General features: G+C 70.3%; 21 protein-coding genes, 1 tRNA gene, 1 pseudogene and 1 riboswitch. Of the genes and pseudogenes, 10 read left to right on the top strand and 13 right to left on the bottom strand.

The genetic code is table 11. The features are described 5' to 3' along the window. Positions 1-109 precede the first annotated feature (109 nt). From ACOZ38_RS44660 to ACOZ38_RS44675, 4 genes are all read right to left on the bottom strand, one after another. A complete protein-coding gene (locus ACOZ38_RS44660) occupies positions 110-850 on the bottom strand; it encodes a glycosyltransferase family 2 protein (protein ID WP_424536848.1) in 741 nt (246 codons plus the stop codon). 41 nt (positions 851-891) lie between these two features. After that, positions 892-1242: an STAS domain-containing protein gene (locus tag ACOZ38_RS44665; RefSeq protein ID WP_363916129.1), complete on the bottom strand. Its 351-nt coding sequence runs from the start codon at positions 1240-1242 to the stop codon at positions 892-894. 860 nt (positions 1243-2102) lie between these two features. After that, positions 2103-3230, bottom strand: a complete 1128-nt coding sequence (locus tag ACOZ38_RS44670) for a sensor histidine kinase (protein ID WP_424536849.1) — start codon at positions 3228-3230, stop codon at positions 2103-2105. Next, positions 3227-3952: a response regulator transcription factor gene (locus ACOZ38_RS44675; protein ID WP_405142709.1), complete on the bottom strand. Its 726-nt coding sequence runs from the start codon at positions 3950-3952 to the stop codon at positions 3227-3229. The genes ACOZ38_RS44670 and ACOZ38_RS44675 overlap by 4 nt, the downstream gene beginning before the upstream one ends. A 142-nt stretch (positions 3953-4094) precedes the next feature. Here ACOZ38_RS44675 and ACOZ38_RS44680 point away from each other — a divergent pair, with 142 nt between their 5' ends. The 4 genes from ACOZ38_RS44680 to ACOZ38_RS44695 all read left to right on the top strand — a co-directional run bounded on the left by ACOZ38_RS44680 (position 4095) and on the right by ACOZ38_RS44695 (position 6550). Next, positions 4095-4265, top strand: a complete 171-nt coding sequence (locus ACOZ38_RS44680) for a hypothetical protein (protein WP_424536850.1) — start codon at positions 4095-4097, stop codon at positions 4263-4265. 1 nt (position 4266) lies between these two features. Next, positions 4267-4536: a DUF6412 domain-containing protein gene (locus ACOZ38_RS44685; RefSeq protein WP_424536851.1), complete on the top strand. Its 270-nt coding sequence runs from the start codon at positions 4267-4269 to the stop codon at positions 4534-4536. A gap of 71 nt (positions 4537-4607) precedes the next feature. Further along, the gene (locus tag ACOZ38_RS44690; protein ID WP_424536852.1) at positions 4608-5264 is read left to right on the top strand and encodes a YidC/Oxa1 family membrane protein insertase; all 657 of its coding nucleotides are present in this window, start codon (positions 4608-4610) and stop codon (positions 5262-5264) included. A gap of 86 nt (positions 5265-5350) precedes the next feature. Next, positions 5351-6550, top strand: a complete 1200-nt coding sequence (locus ACOZ38_RS44695) for an arginine deiminase (RefSeq protein WP_405142714.1) — start codon at positions 5351-5353, stop codon at positions 6548-6550. Here ACOZ38_RS44695 and ACOZ38_RS44700 read toward each other — a convergent pair. Together ACOZ38_RS44700 and ACOZ38_RS44705 are read right to left on the bottom strand one after the other, a co-directional pair. Then, positions 6533-6967, bottom strand: coding sequence for an ATP-binding protein (locus ACOZ38_RS44700; protein ID WP_424536853.1), 435 nt, complete (start codon positions 6965-6967; stop codon positions 6533-6535). The two genes, ACOZ38_RS44695 and ACOZ38_RS44700, sit on opposite strands and share 18 nt — an antisense overlap. Before the next feature lie 152 nt (positions 6968-7119). After that, positions 7120-9006: an ATP-binding protein gene (locus ACOZ38_RS44705; protein ID WP_424536854.1), complete on the bottom strand. Its 1887-nt coding sequence runs from the start codon at positions 9004-9006 to the stop codon at positions 7120-7122. Positions 9007-9187: 181 nt separating this feature from the next. On the opposite strand from ACOZ38_RS44705, the gene ACOZ38_RS44710 reads away from it, so the two are divergent. Then, positions 9188-9781 (top strand): methylated-DNA--[protein]-cysteine S-methyltransferase, encoded by a 594-nt coding sequence (locus ACOZ38_RS44710; RefSeq protein ID WP_405142719.1) that lies wholly within the window; start codon positions 9188-9190, stop codon positions 9779-9781. Here the strand turns inward: ACOZ38_RS44710 and ACOZ38_RS44715 are convergent. From ACOZ38_RS44715 to ACOZ38_RS44735, 5 genes are all read right to left on the bottom strand, one after another. Then, the gene (locus tag ACOZ38_RS44715) at positions 9741-11078 is read right to left on the bottom strand and encodes a purine-cytosine permease family protein (protein ID WP_424536855.1); all 1338 of its coding nucleotides are present in this window, start codon (positions 11076-11078) and stop codon (positions 9741-9743) included. The genes ACOZ38_RS44710 and ACOZ38_RS44715 overlap by 41 nt on opposite strands. Beyond that, a riboswitch (TPP riboswitch) is annotated at positions 11068-11180 on the bottom strand. (Overlaps the previous gene by 11 nt.) A gap of 388 nt (positions 11181-11568) precedes the next feature. After that, complete coding sequence (locus ACOZ38_RS44720; protein ID WP_424536856.1) at positions 11569-12564, bottom strand: NAD(P)/FAD-dependent oxidoreductase; 996 nt, start codon at positions 12562-12564, stop codon at positions 11569-11571. 382 nt (positions 12565-12946) lie between these two features. Further along, a complete protein-coding gene (locus ACOZ38_RS44725) occupies positions 12947-13279 on the bottom strand; it encodes a rhodanese-like domain-containing protein (protein WP_424536857.1) in 333 nt (110 codons plus the stop codon). 87 nt (positions 13280-13366) lie between these two features. Continuing rightward, the gene (locus ACOZ38_RS44730) at positions 13367-14245 is read right to left on the bottom strand and encodes an Fpg/Nei family DNA glycosylase (RefSeq protein WP_405142723.1); all 879 of its coding nucleotides are present in this window, start codon (positions 14243-14245) and stop codon (positions 13367-13369) included. A 57-nt stretch (positions 14246-14302) separates the two neighbouring features. Next, positions 14303-15652 (bottom strand): LCP family protein, encoded by a 1350-nt coding sequence (locus ACOZ38_RS44735; protein ID WP_424536858.1) that lies wholly within the window; start codon positions 15650-15652, stop codon positions 14303-14305. 279 nt (positions 15653-15931) lie between these two features. On the opposite strand from ACOZ38_RS44735, the gene ACOZ38_RS44740 reads away from it, so the two are divergent. After that, positions 15932-17293, top strand: a complete 1362-nt coding sequence (locus ACOZ38_RS44740; protein WP_424536859.1) for a hemolysin family protein — start codon at positions 15932-15934, stop codon at positions 17291-17293. Then, a complete protein-coding gene (locus ACOZ38_RS44745; protein WP_424536860.1) occupies positions 17290-18357 on the top strand; it encodes a hemolysin family protein in 1068 nt (355 codons plus the stop codon). Before ACOZ38_RS44740 ends, ACOZ38_RS44745 begins: the two co-directional genes overlap by 4 nt. Before the next feature lie 158 nt (positions 18358-18515). On the opposite strand, the pseudogene ACOZ38_RS44750 reads toward ACOZ38_RS44745, so the two are convergent. Together ACOZ38_RS44750 and ACOZ38_RS44755 are read right to left on the bottom strand one after the other, a co-directional pair. Beyond that, positions 18516-19541: pseudogene (locus ACOZ38_RS44750) on the bottom strand (MFS transporter); the annotation flags it as partial. A 667-nt stretch (positions 19542-20208) separates the two neighbouring features. After that, positions 20209-20291 (bottom strand) — tRNA-Leu (locus ACOZ38_RS44755). A 92-nt stretch (positions 20292-20383) separates the two neighbouring features. Here ACOZ38_RS44755 and ACOZ38_RS44760 point away from each other — a divergent pair. From ACOZ38_RS44760 to ACOZ38_RS44770, 3 genes are read left to right on the top strand one after another with little or no spacing between them, the layout of a single operon-like run. Continuing rightward, the gene (locus ACOZ38_RS44760; RefSeq protein WP_363916078.1) at positions 20384-21124 is read left to right on the top strand and encodes a DUF3662 and FHA domain-containing protein; all 741 of its coding nucleotides are present in this window, start codon (positions 20384-20386) and stop codon (positions 21122-21124) included. A 17-nt stretch (positions 21125-21141) separates the two neighbouring features. Further along, on the top strand, positions 21142-21609 hold the full coding sequence (locus tag ACOZ38_RS44765) for an FHA domain-containing protein FhaB/FipA (RefSeq protein WP_405142729.1): 468 nt from the start codon (positions 21142-21144) through the stop codon (positions 21607-21609). Further along, positions 21606-22898, top strand: a complete 1293-nt coding sequence (locus ACOZ38_RS44770; RefSeq protein ID WP_424536861.1) for a Stp1/IreP family PP2C-type Ser/Thr phosphatase — start codon at positions 21606-21608, stop codon at positions 22896-22898. The genes ACOZ38_RS44765 and ACOZ38_RS44770 overlap by 4 nt, the downstream gene beginning before the upstream one ends.

A 22898-nucleotide genomic window follows, 5' to 3' on the forward strand; every position in this document is an offset into this window, starting at 1 on the left:
CCCGGCACCTTCGTGCGGGCCGCGCCCGCGCCGGGTCAGGGGCGCGAGAATGATCAAGCGGCACCCGGCGGCCTACCCGTTCCGGAGGCTCTGGGTGGGGGTGTGGGGTTCAGCGGGGAGGACGGGTGGGGCGCTTCAGGTTGGTCAGGGCTTGTTCGCGGGTGGCGAGGGCCAGGGCCACGTCGCGGAACTGGCGGGCGCGGTGGAGTTGGGCGTGCCAGTCGGTGCCGGTGGCGCGATGCGCCATGTTCACCTCGACCTCGACGACCCGGAAGCCCTTGCGGACCAGGTCGATCGTCAGTCCGGTCTCGACGCCGAAACCATGCGCCAGCGGACGGGCCGCCTCGAACGCCGCCCTGGTCAGGCAGCGCTGGCCGTTGAGAGGCTGGGTGGCCACCCAGCCGGAGGCGCGTTTGATGCCCTCGCGCGCCAGCCGTACGACGAAGCCGTGCCCGCCCAGCTTGACGCGGGTGCTGAACGTGGCGATGGTCATGTCGGCGGAACCGTCGCGTACCGGCTCGATCAGCCGCGCGGCCTCGCCCGCGGTGTCACCCAGATCGGCGTCGAGAAAGAGCAGATGACGGGTCTCCTCCTCGTCGAACAGGCGCACGGCCTCCGCGCCGCTCTCCATCGCCGCGGCCTTGCCGCGGTTGCGGCTGTGGCGCACGACACGCGCGCCCGCGGCCTTGGCCACCCGCCCGGTGTCGTCGAACGAGCCGTCGTCGACCACCACGACCAGATCGACCCCGGGAATGGCCAGGGCCGCGGTCACGGTGGCGCCGATGCGGTCGGCCTCGTCCTTGGCCGAGATGATCACCGCTGTGTCGGGCTTTGCGGATGGGTCGCTCATCGCTCCTCGTCCGGTTCGCTGCCGTTGGCGACCGCCCGACGCTAGCCCGGATGCTCCGCCGTGAGCAACTCCGCGGGAATGGTGTCGTGCACGGTGAACACCGAGTCGAGACCGGTCACCTGGAGGATCTTGCGGACGGCCGGGCGTGGCGAGGCCACCTCCAGCCTGCCGCCGCGTTCTCGCATGCGCTTGAGTGCGGACAGCAGGACGTTCATGCCCGTGGAGTCGCAGAACTCCACGCCGGACATGTCTATGACGACCCTGTCGGGCCCGGTCTCCAGCAGGCGGGTGAACTCCGCCTGAAGACGAGGCGCGGTATAAAGGTCGATTTCGCCGACTACCGTCAAGATGGCGTGATCGGCATGTGATCGAGTCGAGACCTTGAGCTCCACAGCGGGCACACTAGCGCCGTACTGCCCCCGGGTCACGTTCTACCGCGATAACCGAAGAGTCGTCCGCCCTTTGTTCCCCGTTTCGGCCTCGCGAAAACGCTGAGTACGCAAAGCTTAACGCTATGCGACACCGGCTCCGCCGGAAGGGGGGGAGGCCCGAAACCTCCGCGTCCGGTCATCACTCCGACAAGGAGGGGCGGGCGTGGAACGCGACGGGCCCGACAGCGCGAATGAACAGTGAGATACCTGAGGATCCCCAGCGACAATGCATGCGCGAGCGGCTTGAAGGCATCCTCGCCCGCACCGACAGGGCCCGCGCCTGGGGGGACGCGGCCCTGCCATTCCAGTCTCTGATCAACAGAGATGGTTACGTTCCGATCAAGACACGTCTTCACGTCGATGATCTGGACATGCTCGTGGGTGCGCGCGCGGAGTTGCTGTGCTTCTCCGAGCTCGGCCTGCGCCTGCTCGACCTGCACCAGCCCCGCGACGCGGGCGGCATCACGAGTGACGCCGCCCACCCGATCCTGCGCTGCAGGAGCTGCATGTGGCGCTGGCCCTGCCCGACGTTCAGGGCGATGTCGGAGGCGCTCGACGCCCTCCCGGCGTACGAGCGCGCGAGCCCGGCCTCCGAGTACGCCCCCGCGCCGGGCGGGGAGTACTCCGAGACCTACCACGAGGCCGGCGACCACTCAGGCGCGAGCGCGTACGGGCCGAGCGATCACACCGCACCGGGCAGCCCGGGTGATACGAGTCCCTCGTTCCGCTTGGACGGCGCACTCGGCGCGAAGGGGTCCGTCGACATCTCCGGCTACAGGTTCACCACCGAGGGCCCCCTGACGAGCCTCCAGAACGGCACGTCAGGCCGCAGGCCCGGAGATCGGAAGCATGATCTCGAAACGACAGCCCGCGCCTTCGTTGACAACGGCGATCGCGCCTTCATGCGCTTCGACGATTCCGCGCGCGATGGCCAGGCCGAGCCCCGCGCCCCGATCGGGGCCAGGGGTCCGCGCGGCCTCGCCCCGAAAGGCCACCTCGAAGACCCGTGGTAGGTCGTCCTCGGGGATGCCGCCACAGCAGTCCGCCACCGAGAGGCGCACGGTGCCCTCGTCCGCGACGGCCCGCACCACCACGGTGCCGTCCTCCGGGGTGTGCCGGATGGCGTTGACCACGAGATTGCGCAGGGCGCGTCCCAGCTCGGCGGCGTCGGCGTAGACCGGCAGCACGGGCTCGGCCTCGCCCGTCAGGCGCACTCCCTTGGCCTTGGCCAGGGCTTCCACCCCCGCGAGGGCGTCGGCCACGAGGTCGCCGAGCCCGATGCGCCGCGGGGAGAGCCGAAGCGCGCCCGCGTGGATCCGCGAGAGCTCGAACAGGTCGTCCACCATGTGGGTCAGCCTGTCGACCTCCACCCTGATCTGGTTGTGGTAGCGCCGCACGGTCGCCGTGTCGTCCACGACCCCGTCCTCCAGCGCCTCCACCATGGCGCGCATGCCCGCCAGGGGGGTGCGGAGGTCGTGGCTGACCCAGGCGACCAGCTCGCGCCGCGCGCCCTCCAGGCCCCTTTCACGCTCACGCCCCTCGCGCAGCCGCTCGTACGCCTGGTCCAGGGCCGTTGAGATGGTTTCCAGCTCGGCGGGGAGCCTGCCGGGCGGCGGGGTGAAGTCACGGGAAGGCGAGACGGCCTCCACGGCGGCGACCAGCCTCCTGCTGGCCCCGACGACCTGCCTGGCCACCACCATGGCGACCCCGAGCCCGACCAGCCCGGCGACGGCGACGACGGTGAGCACGACGTTCTTGGGGTGCCCGTCGATGATCATCTCGATGGTGATCGCCACCACCCCGGCGAGCGTGGCGGCGACGGTGACCACCGCGACCACGGCGAGCGTGATGGCGATCGAACGTCCGCGCAGGAGCCACAGTCCCGCTAGGCCGAGCCCGCCGATCAGCAGTCCCAGGCCTGCGGTGACGGCGACGATCTGGAGGATCACGGTCGCTCGCCGCCCGTGTCGTCCTCCACCGGCTCGTACCGGTAACCGACGCCCCAGACCGTGACGATGCGCCGGGGCGCGGTCGGGTCGGGCTCGATCTTCTCCCGGAGCCTGCGGACATGGACGGTCACCGTTGATGTGTCGCCGAAGGACCATCCCCACACCTGGTTGAGCAGCGCGGCCCGGCTGAACGCCTGGCGGGGGTTGCGCATGAGGTACGCCAGCAGGTCGAACTCGCGGGCCGTGAGGGTGATCTCGTGCTCGCCCAGCCGCACCTCGTGGGCCCCCACGTCGACCAGCAGGTCGCCGTCGCGCAGCACCCCCGTGCCCGACGTCACCAGCGCCCCGCGCGCCCGCCGCAGCACCGACTGCACGCGCAGGGCCAGCTCGCGGGGGCTGAACGGCTTGGTGACGTAGTCGTCGGCACCGGTTTCGAGGCCCACGACCCGGTCGATCTCCTCGCCGAGGGCGGTCAGCATGATCACCGGCACCGGCCAGCGCTCCCTGAGCTTCTTGCAGACCTGCAGGCCGTCCATGCCTGGGAGCATCAGGTCGAGGACGAGCAGGTCGGGCGGGTTGGCGAGGGCCCTGCGCAGCGCCTCGGCGCCGTCGCCGACGCTCTCGACGAGGTGCCCATCGCGTTCGAGGTACTTGACGACCACCTCTGCCACGGTCGGGTCGTCGTCCACCACGAGGATCCGAGGTCGGGAGGTCGCGCTCATCACCCCACGGTAGGCCTGATCCGGCCGCTCACACGACTCACGTCATAACTTCGTAAGACGGATGCCGTGCTCAGAGGTCACGATCTCGACCAGAGATCGCCTCTCGCTCGCGGCCGGGCCCTGTGCGACGTACCTTCTGGATATGGCCCGCATCGTTCTTTCAATCCTCGGCGTCGTGCTCGCACTCTACGTAGTGTTCGGGCTCGTGCTTCCCCTCGTCCTGGGAATCTTCAAGATCCTGCTCGTCATCGCCGTCGTCGCCGTCGTGGCCGTCGCCGCCGTCACCGTGGTCGGAAAGCTGTCGAAGAAGTAGGATGACCGGCTTCCCCACCACCGTCGCGCTGATCGCGCAGCTCGTCGCCGGGCACATCAGCCCGGCGACGCTGACGACGGCCGGGCTGGTGGGGGTGACCCTTCTGCTTCTCGCCTGGGCTCTCGGGCGGCTGGCGTCGGCGCCCTCGGTCGCGGTGACCTCGGGTCACCGTCCGCGCGCCGCGCACGCCGTCTTCGTGCGGATGCTCCACCCGGCCGCCGCCGGCCGCCCTCGGCCCAGAGCGCCATCCGCAGGCCCCGCGCCCGTCTAGCGTCCCGGTAATCGTGCCGCTCACGGGCGCTTTCGTCATGTTCATCCATAGACGAAGGGGCTCTTCTCGCCATGTTCGACACCGTCATCGACTCCGCCTACCGGCTCATCAGCGGCCTCGGGGCCCTCACGGGCCCGGTCTTCGCGATCGTCCTGTTCACTCTGGCCGTACGCCTGCTCCTGTCGCCGCTCAGCGTCCGGCAGGCGAACGCGCAGAAGGCCCGCCTGCGCCTCGCGCCGCAGGTCGAGGCGCTGAGGAAGCGCTTCGCCCGTGATCCCGAGCGCCTCATGCGGGAGACCTCCAAGCTGTACGCCGCCGGGGGGACCTCGATGTTCGCGGGCATCATGCCCGGTCTCGCCCAGGCGCCGTTCCTCATGGTCACCTACCGGGTGTTCGTCTCGGCGACGATCGCCGGGCACCCCAACCTGCTGCTGGCCCAGAGCGCCCTCGGCGTCCCGCTCGGCGAGCACTTCGCCGCCGTGGTCGGGGCGAGCGGCCTGTTCAGCCTGCCCGCGCTGGTCTTCGTGGGGTTGTTCGCCCTGCTCGCGGTGCTGGCGTGGGTGACCTGGCGGCGGATGGGCGACGTCCAGCCGAAGGCGCTGCGGCTGATGCCGTTCGGGACCATCCTGGTCGCGGCCTTCCTCCCCCTCGCGGCAGGCATCTACCTGCTGGTGAGCACGGCGTGGACGGCGGCCGAGCGGGCGATCCTGTATCCGAAGCCCGCCTGACACGACGCCCTCATGCCGATTGGGGGACTTGTACACCACTAACGTTGAATGTCGGAAAGACCTGCTTCAATCGGGAGGGCCGAACGATGAACGGTGCCGACAGCGAGGTCGGGCGGCTGGAGACGGTCATGCTCCACCGCCCGGGCGCCGAGCTCAAGCGGCTGACCCCCCGCAACAGCGACAAGCTGCTCTTCGACGGCATCCCGTGGGTCGGCAGGGCCCAGGAGGAGCACGACGCCTTCGCCCAGGCGCTGCGCGACCACGGGGTCGAGGTGCTCTACCTCACCGAGCTGCTCCAGGACACGCTGGAGTACGACTCCGCACGGCAGGAGATCATCCCCGCCGTGCTGGAGGAGCGGCAGCTCGGCGACAGGCTCGCGCAGCTGACGCGGGACCACCTGGAGGAGCTCGACCCGGAGGATCTCACCCAGACGCTGATCGCCGGGCTCGCCCGCGAGGAGCTGAAGACCGGCCGGGGCCTGGTGTACGGCCTGATGGACCGGCACGACTTCGTCATCGACCCCCTGCCGAACCTGCTGTTCACCAGGGACTCCAGCGTGTGGATCGGCGACCGCGTGGCCGTGACCAGCCTCGCCATGCCGGCCCGTACGCGAGAGAGCCTCCTGACCCGCCTGATCTACACCTACCACCCGAGGTTCGCCGGAGTGGACCACCTGTACGAGCCCTGGCTGGAGCATGTGGAAGGCGGTGACGTGCTGCTGATGGGCCCCGGCGTCATCGCTGTGGGCACCGGGGAGCGTACGACGCCGGCGGGGGTGGAGCGCCTCTGCCGGCGCGTCTTCGAGGCCGGGCTGGCGCACACCGTGCTGGCGGTGCCGATCGCCCAGCAGCGGGCCACCATGCACCTCGACACTATCTGCACGATGGTCGACGTGGACACCGTGGTCATGTATCCCCCGGTGGCCTACTCGCTCCAGGCCTACACCGTGACCTCGATGGAGCACGGCGAGCTTCGCGTCTTCGAGCCCCGCCCGTTCCTGGAGGCGGCGGCACAGGCCATGGGCATCGAGCGGGTCAAGGTCATCGACACCGGGCTCGACCCCGTCACCGCCGAACGCGAGCAGTGGGACGACGGGAACAACACGCTCGCCCTCGCCCCGCGCGTCGCGGTCGCCTATGAACGCAATGTGGAGACGAACGCGCGCCTGGAGGCCTCAGGGGTGAAGGTCATCCGTATTGCGGGCAGCGAACTAGGAAGCGGCCGGGGTGGCCCACGCTGTATGTCCTGCCCTATCAGCAGAGAACGTCTATCCGCACTCGCGTAGAGCGCCTATTTCGGGCGTTCTAACTTGTGAATTAAGGACAGCGACCGGGGCGTGGAGAACCGCCCACACCGTGGTCACGTCACCGTCGTGGCGCACCCCCCAGCGCACGGCGAGGAACTCGACGATGCCGAGCCCCCGCCCGCCGAGCGAGGAGAGGGTCGGCCGTCCCGCACGGGGCTCCGTGGCCGCTCCTCCATCACTCACCGTGACCTCGAGATGTTCGTCCGCCCAGTCCCAAGTGGCCATGATCTGGCCTGATGGGAGCGGGTGGGCGTGACGCAACGCATTGCTCAGCAGTTCGCTCACCACAAGGACGGCGTCCTCTACCGCGGCGGCGAACACCCCCCATGCCTCGAGATCGGCGCTGAGACGCTGGCGTGCGACGGCGACGCTGGTCGGCGCATACGGCAACAGCACGACGCCCTCACTTCCCCGTTCTCCTGCATTTCCCCCTGAGGAAAACACATCCCAGTACGACCGAAATGCCCCGTTCGATGGTTCTGGAAACCGTGCGGCGATCATTGCTTGTGCAGATTCGACAATAGGTGAGTCCATCCGTGACCTGCTCGTTACCGGTTCGGTGTGTCGGATCCGATATAGGCCGGTGCGGTGCCCAAGATGAATCTCATTCGGGTGCCTCCGCCGGGCCGGGAATGCGCGGAGACCTCGCCGCCTTGGGCCCGGGCGAGGCTGCGGGCGATGTAAAGCCCGAGCCCCACACCGCCGAACCTGCGGCGGTCGCCGCTGTCCGCCTGGACGAACCGCTCGAAGACGCGCTCGCGGTCGTCCGGCGCGATGCCCACCCCCTCGTCGTCCACCACGAGGACCACGTGGTCGCCCTCGGCCCACGCGAGCACGCGGATCAACCCGCCGTCCGGCGAGTACTTGAAGGCGTTCTCCAGGAGCTGGCCGAGCAGGATGTCCGTGGCCAGCGCATCGCCGTCGACCAGTGGCAGGTCGCTCGGGATGTCCACCTCCACGCTGTGCCGGTCGGACAGGACGGGCATCCCCAGCGTGGCCGCGCGCACCCGTTCGCCCAGGTCGAAGCTCTCCACCTGGACCTTCAGCTCCTCGGCCCCGGCCCGCGCGCCGAGCAGGAGGTGGTCCATGAGCTGGCCGAGCGCCCTGGCCCGCTCCGCGATGGTCCGCACGGCGGAACGGCGCTCCACGTCCGACAGCTTGTCCCAGCGCGCGTCCAGCGTGCTGGCGAACCCCTGCACCACCGTGATGGGCGTGCGCAGTTCGTGGCTGGTGGTGGCGAGGAACAGGTCCTTGGCCTCCTCCAGCTCCTTGGCCCGCGTGACGTCACGGAAGTCGACGACGATCTCGGCGGTCTCGTCGATCTTCGCGCTGACGACGTCCAGCCAGCGCCCGCACGGGAGCTGGGTGGTGAGCTTCTCGCCCGGCGCGGGCAGTGGGAACGGCGGCCGGTGACCGATCACCTCGGGCGCCCGCACCCCGGTCAGCTCCTCGGCCGCGGGGTTCCACTGGCGGACGAGCCCGGTGCCGTCGAGCACGGCTATGCCGTCCGCGCTCGCGTCGACGACCGCCCGCTCGTGGGCCCGCTGCCGCACGGCGTCCTGGTACGCCATGGCGTTCGCGAGCGCGATCCCCGCGTGCCCGGCCAGCAGTTCCAGCAGCTCAAGCTCGATGTGGCCGGCCTTGCGCTCGGCGAACAGCGCGTACAGCGCCCCGTACGGCCGCCCGCCGACCGCCGCCACGCCGAGCGCGATGGTGTGCAGTCCTGGCAGCTCCGACCAGATCAGGTCGTCGAGCACGGTCTGGTCGCCGGTCTCCAGCAGGACGGTCTTGCCGGTCCGCAGCAGCTTGCCGACGAGGCTCGTATGCAGGTCGGCGGTGGCGCCCCGCAGCCTGTCGGGCAGCCCGTGCGTGCTGACCAGCCGCAGGCGGTCGTCCTCGATCAGCACGAAGCCGCCCGCGTCTGCCCCGGTCAGCTCGGTGAGGCTCCCCGCGATGCGGTCGAGCACGGGTGACAGCTCAAGCTCGGCGTTGATGTCGCCGACCACGTCGGTGAGCCGCCGGACGAGCCTCGCCCTGCGGGCGCCCCGGTCGCGGGCGGCCGAGTCGTTCTCCAGCGAGTGATAGACGCTGACGTACCCGAGCAGCGCGCCTGCCTCCGAGCGCAGCGCGCTCATGTCCACGCCCACGTCGACGAGCGAGCCGTCGCTGCGCAGGCGCTTGGTGCGCAGGGAGACGGGACCTCCGGTGCGGACCCGTTCGAGCACCGCGTTGTGCTCGGCCATGAGCTCGTCGGGGACGAGCGGCGCCCTGCGCCCGGTCATGTCGCCTGAGGTCCAGCCGAACAGGCGCTCGGCGGCGGGATTCCACACGAGGACGGAAAGGTCGCGATCGAGGGCTACGACGGCATTCGGGGAGCTCGCGAGGACAGCACGGGCAAAGCCGTCATCGGCGTTCTCTACCCGGTCGTCACTCATGGACCCCATCGTGCCCGTTTTTGCAATCGCGTCTTGGCAATTTCGATGTGCGAATCGTCGCATTCGCCGGGACCGTACCCTCACGGGGCCTTCCACGGCGCGCGGCGCGCTCGCCGTCACGACCGGTGGGACCCTCCGCTCCGATACGCTGCCTGGTAGCGGGACCGGGAGGGGTGCGGCCATGTCGACAGGGGATCTCGAAGCCCTCGTGCGGGTGACCGCTCCCGGCTATGTGGGCGAGACCCCGCCCGACATCGCGTTCGGGATGACCGACACCCCTGTCGGACGGCTGGCGCTCGCCGTCACCGCGCGCGGCGTGGTCGCCTGCAGCTACGAGAACGAGCACGTGGTCTTCGCGCGCATCACCCGCGAGATCGGCTCGTTCATCGGCCCCGACCCCCGGCGCCTCGACCCGATACGCCGCGAGCTGGACGCGTACTTCTCCGGCAGGCTCAGGGCCTTCACCCTGCCCGTCGACCTGCGGCTGGCCACGCCGTTCGCCCGCACGGTGCTCCAGATGACGATGGCCGTGCCCTACGGAAGCGTCACGACATTTCCGGAGATCGCCGAGCGCATCGGGCGGCCCCAGGCGCTGCGCGCCATAGGCAACGCGCTGACCGCCAACCCGGTCTGCGTCATCGTCCCCTGCCACCGGGCGATCGAGTCCCAGGGGAATCCCGGAGGGTACGCCGGCGGTCTCGCCGCCAAGCAGTTCCTTCTCCGCCTCGAGAACCTCAGCCTCGAGGACCTCCGCCTCCAAGACCCCGCCCGCTGAGCGCCCGCACGAGCAGCGTCGCCAGCGCGGACACGACGAAGGCGGCCAGCGCGGCGTTCATCCAGACCTGCCGCTCGAAGCCGATCGCGTCGCGGAGCGCCGTCCACACCGAGTCCCACCACGCCACCGTGGGCGTGGCCGTGACCAGCCAGTACGCCACGAAACCGAGCACCCACGGCACGATCATCCCCCATCGCGAGGGCGCGCTCGCCGAGGTGTCCCACCTGGCGGCCCCGCCGAGCAGGAAGTAGTCGATCACGAGTACGGCGAACATCGGGACGAACACCGCGCCGATGACGCCGAGGAACGCCCCGTAGGAGTTCACGTCGGCGAAGAGCGCGATGACGGTGGTCAGCACGCCGACGCCGATCGAGAAGACGCGGCGGTCCACCCTCGGCAGGAGGTTCTGCAGGGACATCGCCGTGGAGTAGACGTTGGCGAACGACTGGTCGGCCTCCCTCAGCACCAGGATGCCGAAGAACAGGCCGCCGAGGGGCACCGCGACGAACGCGTCCCACACGCGGTCGGGGTCGTTGCCGACCAGGGCCAGCGCGAGTATGCCGATGACCAGGCACGCGACCTGGGCGATCGTGTAGCCGCCGACCACCCCCGCGAAGGCCGCCCGGCCCGACCGCGAGTGCCGCGCGTAGTCGGCCGCCACCGGCACCCAGGAGACCGAGAGCGCGATCACGTAGTCGACGGCAGGGGCGAAGGCCTTCCAGTCGCCGCCCCCGAGCGCGGGCGCCTCGCGCAGCAGCGCCACCGCGAGCCACACCATCGCGACGACCACCCCGGCCGTCACGAAGCGGCGGAGCAGGCGGATGGCGCCGAGCGGCCGGATCGTCAGGGCGATGGTGAGCAGCCCCGCCGCCACCACCCAGACCCAGTACGGCACCGAGTCACCGAAGATCGCACGCGCCCCGGTGGCGATCACCCACAGCTCGAAGGCCCCCCAGCCGAGCATCTGAACGATGTTCAGAACCGTCGGGATGTACGACAGCCTGGCCCCGAACAGGCCGCGCAGCAGCACCATCGCCGGCGCGCCGGTGCGCGCGCCGGGCACAGCCGCGAGGCCGACCATCACGGTGCCGATCAGGCTGCCGACCACCGCCGCGAGGACGGCGGCGGCGAGGCTCAGCGGGGTGTCGCCCAATGGGTTGAGCAGGTACAGGGCCCCGGAGAAGCCGAGGAGGCTCACCCCGAGGTTGGCCCAGAAGGCGCCCTGGTCGAGCAGGCCCAAGGTCTTCGGAGGGGCCTCGTCGAGTGTCAGGGGGACCTCGCCGACGGCGGACGTCATCGCACGCTCCCTACGCCGGCATTACCCGGACAGGTTCATGCGGTCGGCAACAGGTCGGTTGCCCTCTCAGCCCGGCGCTCCCGAGCTCCCGCTACGGCTTATGCAGTTAGCGCCCTATCTTGCCGCATCAGACGGCATCTGACCACAGGGGCATGAGATCACGGCCGTCTCACGGCTCCGTCCGCCACCGTCCGCCGAAGTACAGCTAAGTGCGCCCCCGGCTACCAGCGCACAGGCCCCGATCAGCCCATCTCGACGCGGGTAGCGGGTAGCGGCCCCGGCCCGGCCTCCGGCCTCTAGCCCTTCCGCCGTGCCCTTGCCCCTCGTGCTGGCCGCTACCGCTACCGGCCCCTTACGCGCCGACGCAGGGCCGCGAGGCGCCCCCCCTGCCTGGTCCGCAGAAGTTGCGGAGATGCGGAGATGTTTCAGCGCCCTCAAGCGGTCCTGCTCCGAGAGCAGCAGCGGGGCAGGCTGCAACGGGGCCGTGCCATTAGAAGCGATCCAGGCGGCAACCTGACAGAGCCGACTCAACGGTTCCGTCGACCAACTCCCGCGCGACCAGGCGGCCCACGGCCGCGGCGAGCGTGACCGCCGAGTGCATCACTGCCAAGTAGAGGCCGGGGACCTCGGCGACCGGGCCGACGATCGGCTCACCGTCGGCCGGCATTGGGCGCGCTCCGAGTCGGGTGCTGAGCAGCTCGACGCTCCCGGCGCCATGGAAAGTGGACCGGACGGCGGCAAGGGTCCGTTCGGGCGAGTCCGCGGCGGCGATCAGCCGGTCCGCGGCGACCTGCCGAAGATCGAAGTCCTCAGTGTTGACCACGGTGCGGACCAGACCGGCCGGGGCGCGGAGCCGGAACAGCGGCGACGGCGACGGTTCGACCGGGACGCGCACGCCGAGCGGCGCGCACAGCGCGGCCGTGGCAACTCCGGCCGCCAGCACCACCGTCGCACCGGAGAGGGGTCCTGCTGACGTCTCAACCCCGGTGATCTGGCCCGCTGTATCCCGGCGGACCGCGGTAACCGGCGTGTCCAGATGTACCCGAGCTCCATGGGTGCGAGCGGCCGCGACCAGCCGCTCGGTCACGCCCACCGAGTCAACAGCGCCGTCATCCGGCGCCCAGACAGCCCACTCCGGAGGCTGCCGAAGGGTGGGCTCGAGCGTCGCCACGGTGGCCGCGTCCACGATCGTCTGCCCGGGCCCGGCGTCCGGCGCACTGCCCTCCCTGGTCCAGCTCAGCGAGCCGGACCAGGTAACCGGGAGTCCCGGCAACTCGGCCCCGAGTCGGTGGTACTCCGCCGTTGCGGTGGCCCGCAGCCCGGCGGCCGGACCTTTACGCACGCCAGACGCTCCGACCCAGGCGAACGAGTCCGCCGTCACGCCGGCGCCTGGCCGCCCGGCGTCGACCAACGTCACCGCGGCGCCCGCCCGGGCGGCGTGATAGGCCACCGATGCGCCGACAATGCCGGCGCCGACGACGACCAAGTCCCCACTCACCGATGAGCTCAACACGTTCACGACCCTAGCGTCCGCCCGCGCGGCCTGGTGGGTCGACGCCCACAGATGCTTGGCGGCGCGCTGGATGGGCCGCACGACCACACGCGGGAGGGCTGACAGGAAGGCTGCGGAGGGCTTTCAGCGCGGCTACTGCTGTACTTCGTAGCTGTACGGGGCCAAAGGGGCCACCTACGCCACCCGTAGGTGGCCTCTGATCTGCACAGCGACGGCACGGCAAGCTATGACGGCACCATCCGGACAGGTTCATGCGGTCGGCGGCGCGCCCAGCGTGACTGGGAACCGCCCTCTCAGCCCGGTTGCGCCCGAGCTCCCGCGGTATCAATTTTGACCGAATTATTACACCCCGCCGCTAGGCGACGAAGGGCTGCCCCCCGTTTTCCGCCACCATCGGGCGGCCGGCGGCGGCCCACGACTGCATGCCGCCCTCGACGTTGATCGCCTCGCGGCCCACGTGGTTGAGCCACGCGGCGGCCCTCGCGGACCTGCCGCCGACCCGGCAGACGACATAGACCGGAACGCCCGCCGGGACCTCGTCGACCCTCTGCTGCAGCGCGCCGAGCGGGATGTGGACGGCCGTCGGGGCGTGCCCCGCCTGCCACTCGTCGGGCTCGCGGACATCGAGCAGGAACACGTCGTCGGGTACGGCCTTGGCCTCGATCTCAGGGACGTTCATGCCGTTCATTGTCCCCGCTCTGCGAGCTTTCCGCCCGCTAACGGACGGTTGCCGTCGCTGACCGAGCGTTGTTCTTCGGCGAGCGGAGGGCGCGGACTACTTGAGCAGGCGGGACATCCTGCGGTCGGCGAGGGGCTTCCCGCCGGTCTGGCACGTCGGGCAGTACTGCAGGGAGGAGTCGGCGAAGGAGACCTCCTTGATCGTGTCTCCGCACACCTCGCACTGCTCCCCGGCACGCCCGTGCACCCGCAGGCCCGACTTCTTCTCGGTCTTGAGGTCCTTGGCGGCGATGCCGCGCGAGCGCTCGACGGCCGCGCGCAGCGTGCTGACGATCGACTCGTGCAGGCCGGCCACCGCGTCGTCGGTGAGCGACCCCGCGATCTTGAACGGGGACATCCTGGCGACGTGCAGCACCTCGTCGGAGTAGGCGTTGCCGATGCCGGCGATGACCTTCTGGTCGCGCAGGAGCCCCTTGATGCGCGTGCGGCTGCCGCCCAGGATGCCCTTCAGCACGTCCACGGTGAACTCGGGCGCGAGCGGATCGGGGCCGAGGCTCGCGATGCCCGGCACCTCGCCGGGATCGCGGACGACGTAGACCGCGAGCCGTTTCTGGGTGCCCGCCTCGGTTAGCTCGAACCCGGGCTGCCTGTCGTCGTCGCCGGGCGCGAACCGCACGCGTGCCGCGAGGGGGCCCTTGCCGGGACGTACGGGCTTCGCGCCCGAGAGGTCGTCCCGCCAGCGGAGCCAGCCGCCACGGGCGAGGTGGGTGACGAAGTGGAGCCCGTCGCAGTCGAGGTCGAGGAACTTGCCGTGCCGGGCGACCCCCGTCACCGTCAGCCCGGCCAGCGAGGTCACCGGCGGGTCCACCGTCTTCAGCGCCTGGAAGGCCACCACGTCGACAGCGGCGACCGGGCGGCCGACGGCCCGCTCGCGCAGGAACTCGGCGAGCGACTCCACCTCGGGTAGCTCGGGCATGCCATCACACTAACCCCGCCACGCGCGCCCGAGGAGTGCCAGGGGCGCGCGCCGCGCCTACTTGGTGAGGACGTCCTTCGGCACCGGCTTGTCCTCGGCCAAGGCCTTGAACAGCCGCAGAGCGCGCTGGGTGTCCCACTTCACGACGGCGGCGCCGTTGATCGTGGGCAGCGAGCCCACGGGCACGGCGGTGGCGACCGGATCGCCGCTCATCGCGAGGCCGAGCGACAGCAGGTCGAAGGCTCCCGTACCCGGGTCGACCGCCACCGAGTCGGTCGCGCTCATCGCCAGCGGGATCGACCGGAACGGGTTGGCCAGGATGCCGGGGCTCGCGGCCTTCTTCACCACGGCGCCGAAGAACTGGCGCTGGCGCTGGGTGCGGTCGAAGTCGGGCAGCGCGCCGGTCGCGCGGGTGCGGACGTAGCCCAGCGCGGTGCCGCCGTCCATGTCCTGGCAGCCCTTCTTGAGGTTGATGCCGGCCTTGTGGTCCTTGATGTTCTGCTTGACGCAGATGTTGACGCCGCCGATCGCGTCCACGATGCCGACGAAGCCGCCGAAGCCGATCTCCATGTAGTGGTCGATGCGGATGTCGGTGACCTTCTCCACCGTCTTGGTCAGCAGCTTCGGGCCGCCGAAGGCGTACGCGGCGTTCAGCTTGTCGCTGCCGTGCCCGTCGATGGGGACGTAGGAGTCGCGGGGCAGGCTGACGAGGGTCGGCTTGTCGCCGCCGCTCGGGATGTGCAGGAGCATCATCGTGTCGGTGCGCTTGCCGACCGCCCGGCCGGTGGCGAGCTTCTTGCGCTGGGCGGCCGACAGCCCGGCCCGGCTGTCGGAGCCGACCAGGAGCCAGTCCTCGCCCGGCGTGGCCGCTGGACGGCCGTCGTAGTCGGTGAGCGACTCGACGCTGTTGATGCGGGAGTTGATCCAGAAGAACCCGACCAGGCCGAGCACGAGCAGCAGCACCAGCACGATCACGAGGATCCTGACCACCAGGCGGCCCGTGCGCCGCGGCCCCCGGACCTTCGGCTCGTCGGCGCCGTCCTTGCGCCACGGCCCGCCCGCCGGATGTGTCTCGGGGGCCTCCGCGCCCGGCAGGGGCCGGACCGGCGCCTGGCCGGACCTCGGCTTGCCGTACACGCGTGATCTTCCCTTGGAGGGCTCAGCTGCCTCGCCGCCCCCTGGGAAGGCCTCCTGACGGGTGCTCTCCTCGTCCTCGGCTCGGCCGCCCTTGCCGCCCGAGCCCTGCGGGAAGCGGTGCGCGGGCTGGCCCGCGGAGTAGGGATCCCCGCCGCCGCTTCCCGCCGCCTCGCCGCCGGCCCCGGCCGGACGTCGTATAGCCCGGGTCGGCCCCTCGCGGGACCCACTCTCGTCGGACCCCCCCGACCGGTCACCAGGCCAATCGCCCACGTTGTCGTCCCCGTCCTGTGGCTAGAGCCGCTTTGCTTCGAAGCTACTGCCATAGCGTCCGCACCGGACGCTCCGCCACCAAGCTTTTCTCATGTAAAAGTACGCAGAGTCACAGTAAGTCACCAATGTCGTGCCACGGGAAACATTGGCCGAGCCTGGACCGTTACGGTTATCGACGACCTCTAGCGAAAGGACAGTCGTGTCCGCTCCCGACCCGTGGAGTACATGCCCGTGCCACGGCACGGGCCCAACTCAATCGGGGATGGCAGACCTGTGACCATGGTTCTCGGTCTGCCGGCCGTACTACTTCTCACCCTCGCGACCGGTTACTTCGTCGCGCAGGAGTTCGCGTTCATCGCCGCCGACCGCTCGACCCTGCGGGAGCAGGCCGCGTCGGGTGACGCCGCCGCCGAGCGGGCCCTCAAGGTCACCGGCAGGCTCTCGTTCATGTTGTCGGGCGCGCAGCTCGGCATCACCGTGACCACGCTGCTCGTGGGCTTCATCACCGAGCCGGCCCTGACCCCGCTGATCGCGCCGGGCCTCACCGCCCTCGGCGTCCCCGAGGCGGCGACCCCCGGCATCGCGGTGGCCCTCGGCCTGGTGATCGCCACGATCGTCCAGATGGTGCTGGGCGAGCTGGTCCCCAAGAACTTCGGCATCGCCCGGCCGGAGCCGGTCGCCAAATGGCTCTCCCGGTCGACGCTGATCTACATGGCCGTCGCCGGCCCCGTCATCCGGCTCTTCGACGCCTCGGCCACCCGCCTGCTCCGCCTTTTCGGCGTGGAGCCGGTGGAGGAGGTCGAGCACGGTGCCACACCGGAGGAGCTGTCGCGCATCATCGCCGAGTCCGAGGCCGCCGGGGAGCTTCCCGAGCGCCTGTCGGACCTGCTGGAGCGCGCGCTGGAATTCGGTGACCGCACCGCCGAGGACGTCATGGTCCCCCGGCCCCGGGTGGTCTCCCTGCGCGCCGGACGGCCCGCGTCCGACCTGCTGGAGGCCGTGAAGTCCTCGGGCCACTCCCGGTACCCCGTGCTGGGCGCGGACGGCGACGACGTCGTCGGCGTGACCGGCCTGACCGAGCTGCTCCGCGGCGAGTCCTACGACGAGCCCATCGAGCGCATCAGCGGCACTCCCCTGCTCGTGCCGACCACGCTGCCGCTGCCCGCGCTGCTCGAGCGCATGCGCACGGCGGGCAGCGAGCTGGCGTGCGTCATCGACGAGTACGGCGGGCTCGCCGGCGTCGTGACGATGGAGGACCTCGCCGAGGAGCTCGTCGGCGAGCTGATGGACGAGAACGACCCCGAGCCCGACGAGGCCGTGGCCCAGGACGACGGCACCTGGGACGTGCCGGGCACCCTCCGGCTGGACGAGGTCGAGCGCGCGACGGGCCTGGCGCTTCCCGAGAGCGAGGACTACGAGACCGTGGCCGGCCTGATCATGGCCCGCCTCGGCCGGCTGGCCGAGCCGGGCGACGAGGTCACCGTGCCCCTGACCACCGAGCGGGACCTCCTCGACGAGGACGAGCCCGCCGAGGAGTACGTCCTGCTGACCGTGCTCGAAGTGCAGCGCAGGGTCCCCGGCAGGGTGCGGCTCGCGCCCCGGGTCGCCGACGCGGCGATCGTGGGCGGTGAGGCACGGTGAACACCCTGACCGCACTGCTGCTGGGCGTCGTCCTGCTCATCGGCAACGGCCTGTTCGTCGCGGCGGAGTTCGCCGTGGTGTCCTCCAAGCGGCACCGCCTGGAGGAGGCCGCCGGCGGCGGCCGCCTGGCCAGGACGGCCGGACGGGCGGCGCTCCGCAACGGGCGCGAGCTGTCCCTCATGCTGGCCGGAGCCCAGCTCGGCATCACGCTGTGCTCGCTGGGCCTCGCCATGGTCACGGAGCCGGCGATCGAGCACCTGCTCGAACCGGTCTTCGGACTCGTCGGCCTTCCCGAGTCGGTGCAGGTGGGCATCGCGTACGTCATCGCCCTCGCGATCATCACGTTCCTGCACATGGTGGTCGGGGAGATGGCGCCCAAGTCCTGGGCGCTGACCCACCCCGAGCGGGCCGCGATGGCGCTGGCGCTGCCCTTCCGTGGTTTCACGTGGATCGCCCGGCCGGTGCTGGCGACCCTCAACGGCCTGTCCAACGGTCTGCTGCGCGCCTTCGGCATCCGTCCGAGGGACGAGCTGGCGACCACGCGCACCCCGCCGCAGCTCGCGATGCTGGTGGGCGAGTCGGGCCGTATGGGCCTGCTGGACAGGGACGAGCACGACCTGCTGACCCGCGCGCTCAAGGTGCAGTCGCAGCCGGTCGAGCGGCTGATGGTGCCGATCGAGAGGGCCACGGCCGTGCCCGCGGGGGCAGCGGACGACCTCGTCCGCGACGTGGCCTCGCTGAGCGGCCACCTGCGCCTGCTGGTCAACGGAGGCTCTCCCGAGGACGTGCTCGGCGTGCTGCACGTGCGCGACACGCTGATCCGTCCCGGCAACGCGCCTGAGACGCTCATGAGCCCCGCTCCGCGCCTCGAATCGTCCACGACGATCCCTGAGGCCGTTGCGCTCCTCCAGGACGCTCACGCCCATCTGGGGCTCGTCACGGACCAGGAGGGGCGCGTCACCGGCCTCGTCAGCCTCACCGACCTCGTCGGCGAGCTCCTCAACACCCGTACGGCCACCGCCCCCGGCCGCGACCGCCAGCGCCCCGCCGTCCACGCGAGGTGACTTCCCCGCGCCTCTGTGGGGCTCCTGCCCAGGAGCCCCGAGGCGCCTTCTGAGGGCGTCGCGAACGCGGCGGCCAGGGCGAGGGCGCCCGCCAGGCCGAAGGCGGCGCCGAACCCGGTCTGGGTGATGAGCACGCCCAGCGCGGCCGGGGTGGCCGCCGCGGCCACGTTCTGCACCGTGTTCTGGCCGCCCAGCGCCCGGCCCGCCCAGGCGGATCCGGCCATCTCGGACACGGCGGTGAACGCCAGGCCGTTGCCGCTCATCGAGATCACCAGCGCGGCGATCAGCAGCGGGGTCCCGGCCGTGGAGCCCGTCTGGACCGCGAGCGCCAGCAGGACCATCACGCTCGCGTTGACGAGCGCGAGCTGCCGCATGGGACGTACGCGGCTGCGCGCCCAGTCGGACCACCGCCCGCACAGGAGCCGCCCGCCCGCCCCCGCGAACTGCGCGGCCGCCACGAGCTGTCCGGCGGCGGCGGGCTGCCAGTGGCGCTCCGCCACCAGATAGGTGAGCGCGAACGTCGCCGTCGCGAACTGCGGGACGACGAGCAGCATGCTGGCCGCGTGGACGCGCCACAGCCGGGGAGAGCGGTACGGAGACTCGGCCCGCTCTCCCGGCCGCGCCTGCCTGCGCGGGGGGTCGACGACCATGGACACGACCGCGACGGCCGTGACCAGGCAGATGCCCGCCATCGTGAGGAGGGCGTCACGCAGGCTCCCCATGGACGGCAGGACGGCGCCGGCCACGGCCACCCCGATGGGCTGGGCGGTCTGCCGCCATCCCATCGCCACTCCGCGCCGCTCGGCGGGGAACCACCCCAGCACCACCCGGCCGCTGGCTGCGTTCGCCGAGGCCCCCGACGCGCCGGCGAGCGCGAGCAGGATGGCCAGGGGCCCTGCGGTGGTGGTGAAGGCCGCGCAGGCCAGGAACGTCGTCGCCAGCCCCAGGCCGAGGGTCATCGCCAGGCGCTCGCCGTAACGGTCGGCGAACCAGCCCCAGGCGATGAGCGTGAACAGCATCCCCGCGCTCGGCGCCCCCACGACGAGGCCGGCCTGCGCCAGGCCGAGGCCCAGTTCCTCGCGCAGGACCGGGACGAGGAACGGCAGGCCGTACATGAACACGCAGCCCGCGCCCTGCGCGGCCATGCCCAGGCTGAGCATCGCCCAGCGATTCGGTGCCCTCATGCGGGCACCATAGGACTTATCTCGCTTCACAAGACAATCTGTCTTGAATAGCGAGACCCGAGGTCATTTTCTCAGGTGGGAGTCCGCACGCGAGGGGAGGATGGGCTCTCGGTGCAAGTGCCCCGAAAGTGATCTGAAAGCCGCGCCCGTTAGACAATCCGACGTGGGCGATCCGGACCCAGAGAGTAAAGGAAAGGACTCAGACCTCCGGCCGGGCTTCTCTCCCCGGGTGCCACCCACTACCTTGATCGGAGCCCCTTCGCCAGAGGGGTGTCCTGTGCGCCACAAGGGCCGGGTGCCGGCGGGAGCCACAGGACTTCGAGCCTTCGGGGTTTCATGGGCCGGCTCCTTGGAAGCACCACACCCCGGAGGAGAATGAACGTGACAGCACACCGAACCGCAAGGAAGAAGCTCGCGCTTCGGCCTGCCGTGGGGCCTCGGGGAGCGATCCCCTTGGTGAGACACAAAACCCCGGCGGAAGAAGCTTCCGCTTCCACCGGCCGGGGGTCCAGGGGGTCACCCCCTGGGAAGACACAAAAAACCCCGGCGGAAGAAGCTTCCGCTTCGACCAGCCGGGGGTCCTTCGGGGGTTCCAGGGGGTCGCCCCCTGGGAAGACACAAAAACCCCGGCGGAAGAAGCTTCTGCTTCGACCAGCCGGGGGCCTTGTGGGCGAGGAGGGATTTGAACCCTCACGTCCTTTCGGACACACGGACCTGAACCGTGCGCGTCTGCCGTTCCGCCACTCGCCCTCTTTGAGTGCGTGGAAAGGCTAGCACGGATCCGTGCATGCCACCGAACCCGGATACGATCCTCCTAGACGATGGAGGAAGGGAGGTACCCGGTGGGAGTCCTTCAGCGCTTCGAGCGAAGGCTCGAAGGCTTGGTTGAGGGGGCCTTTGCGCGGGCGTTCAAATCTGACCTTCAGCCGGTCGAGGTCGCCAGCGCGGTGCAGCGGGAGATGGACGAACGAGCCGCGATCGTGGCACAGGGTCGCACTCTTGTGCCCAACGACTTCGTGGTGGAGCTGTCCACGACCGACAGCGAGCGTCTGGAGGTGTACGCCGACAGCATCAGTCATGAGCTCGCCAACCTCGCCAGGGAGTACGCCAAGGAACAGGGGTACTCGTTCGTGGGACCCGTCCGGGTTCGCTTCGAGACCGCCGACGATCTGGCGGTGGGCCTGTTCCGCATCCGCTCGGGAGTCATCCGGGGGGCCACGGTCGAGCAGGACGAGATCCGGCAGCCTGTCAGCGATCTCCCGGCGAGCAAGCCGAGCGCGTTCGGCGGCCGCCCACGCCTGCTGGTGTCCACTCAGGACGACCCGCAGGGCCAGCGGTCCTATGAGCTGACGACCCCCGTGACGCTTCTTGGAAGGGGCACCGACTGCGACCTGCGGTTGGTGGACCCTGGCGTCTCCAGGCACCATGCCGAGCTCAGGGTCGAGGGCCCGCTTGTGGCCCTCGTCGATCTCGGTTCAACCAACGGCACTTTCGTCAACGGCCAGCCGGTTCGCCGGATCGAGCTCCAGGACGGCACCCGAGTCACCTTGGGTCGCACAACTCTGGTGTTCCGGCGCGATTAAGGGTAGACAAACGGTCCATGTCCGAGCTCACTCTGCTGCTGATCCGGCTCGCGTTCCTCGCGGTGCTGTGGTTCTTTGTGATTGCCGCGGTGGGTGTGATCCGGACAGACTTGTTCGGATCACGTACGGCGGCTCCGGCAGCTGTGCGCAAGCCAGCCAAACCCGCACGTCAGCCTGCCAAGCCGAAGAAGGGGGAGCCGCGACAACTGGTCGTTACCGGTGGTCCCCTACAAGGGACCATCATCAACCTCACGGAGACGCCAATCACTATCGGTCGGGCGAATGACGCCACGCTGGTACTCAGCGACGATTACGCTTCCAGCCGGCACGCCCGGCTGTTCCCCCAGGACGGTCAGTGGGTCGTGGAAGACCTCGGCTCGACCAACGGCACGTATCTCGACCGCTCCAAAGTGACCCGTCCGATGCCGGTGCACCTCGGCGTTCCGATTCGCATCGGCAAAACCGTCATCGAATTGCGCAAATGACAATCGCACTCCGCTACGCCGCCCGCTCGGACGTCGGCCTCCTCCGTGAAGGAAACGAGGACTCGGCGTACGCGAGCCCGCGCCTGCTCGCCGTCGCAGACGGTATGGGCGGGCACGCTCACGGTGAGGTGGCCAGTTCGGTCGCCATCACCGCCATGTCGTCCCTTGACCGGGACGCATCCGGGGGTGACCTGCTCAGCGCCATCGAGGCCGCGGTGCGCGACGCCAATCGCAAGCTGCACGAGATGGTCGGCCGTGATCCCAGCCTCAAGGGCATGGGCACCACACTCACGGCGATGCTGTGGTCAGGCACCCGCGTCGCCCTCGTCCACGTCGGCGACTCCCGCGCCTACCTCCTCCGCAACGGCGAGCTGTACCAGATCACTCATGACCACACCCTGGTGCAGTCGCTCGTGGACGACGGAAGGATCACGCAGGAGGAAGCCGCCAGCCATCCACAGCGTTCGATCCTGCTCCGGGCCCTCGACGGCAGCGGCGAGGTCGATCCCGACCTCTCGCTTCGCGAGGCCCAGATCAACGACCGCTACCTTCTCTGCTCGGACGGTCTCTCCAGCGTGGTCAGCGCCGAGACCCTGCACCACACCCTGACCACGGTCGAGGAGCCGGACTCCGTGGTCCGCCAGCTCATCGACCTCGCCAACCGGGGCGGAGGCCCCGACAACATCACCTGCATCGTCGCCGACGTGGTCGAGATCGAGGAAGGCCAGGTGGTGGCCGGCGACGCCGCGGTGGTAGGCGCCGCGGGGTCGAACCGCCTCCGATCGCAACCCCCTGACACGCCTGCGGGGCGCGCGTCCACGATCACCGCTCCCCAGCCCGTGATCGTGGACGACGACCTCGACGACCAGCCTGCGGGCGGCCCGGCGGCGAACGCCGCGGCCGCCCCGCGGCGTGTCAAACGCCGTCGCCTGTGGCCGGTCGCGCTGGTCGTGCTCGTCCTGCTGGTGCTGGTCCTCGGGGGCGGCGGCTACTACGGCTACAAGTGGACCCAAGATCAGTACTACGTCGGGGCCCAAGGTGACGAGCTAGTGTTGTTTCGCGGGGTCGACAGCACCATCGGACCGATCCAACTGAACTCCGTGGCCGAGAGCACCGGTTTGTCGGTGTCCTCGATCCCCGAGCCCGAGCGCGAGCAGGTGCGACGGGGCATTCCAGTAGCCGACCTCCAGGCAGGAAAGACCAAGATCAACGATTTGAAGGCCAAATCCGGCGGCAACCAGAAGACCACCGAGCCGCCGGCTTCCCCCAGCCCCACGGAGTCCTCCTAA

The organism is Sphaerisporangium viridialbum (genome assembly GCF_049674955.1).
Classification (GTDB): domain Bacteria; phylum Actinomycetota; class Actinomycetes; order Streptosporangiales; family Streptosporangiaceae; genus Sphaerisporangium; species Sphaerisporangium viridialbum.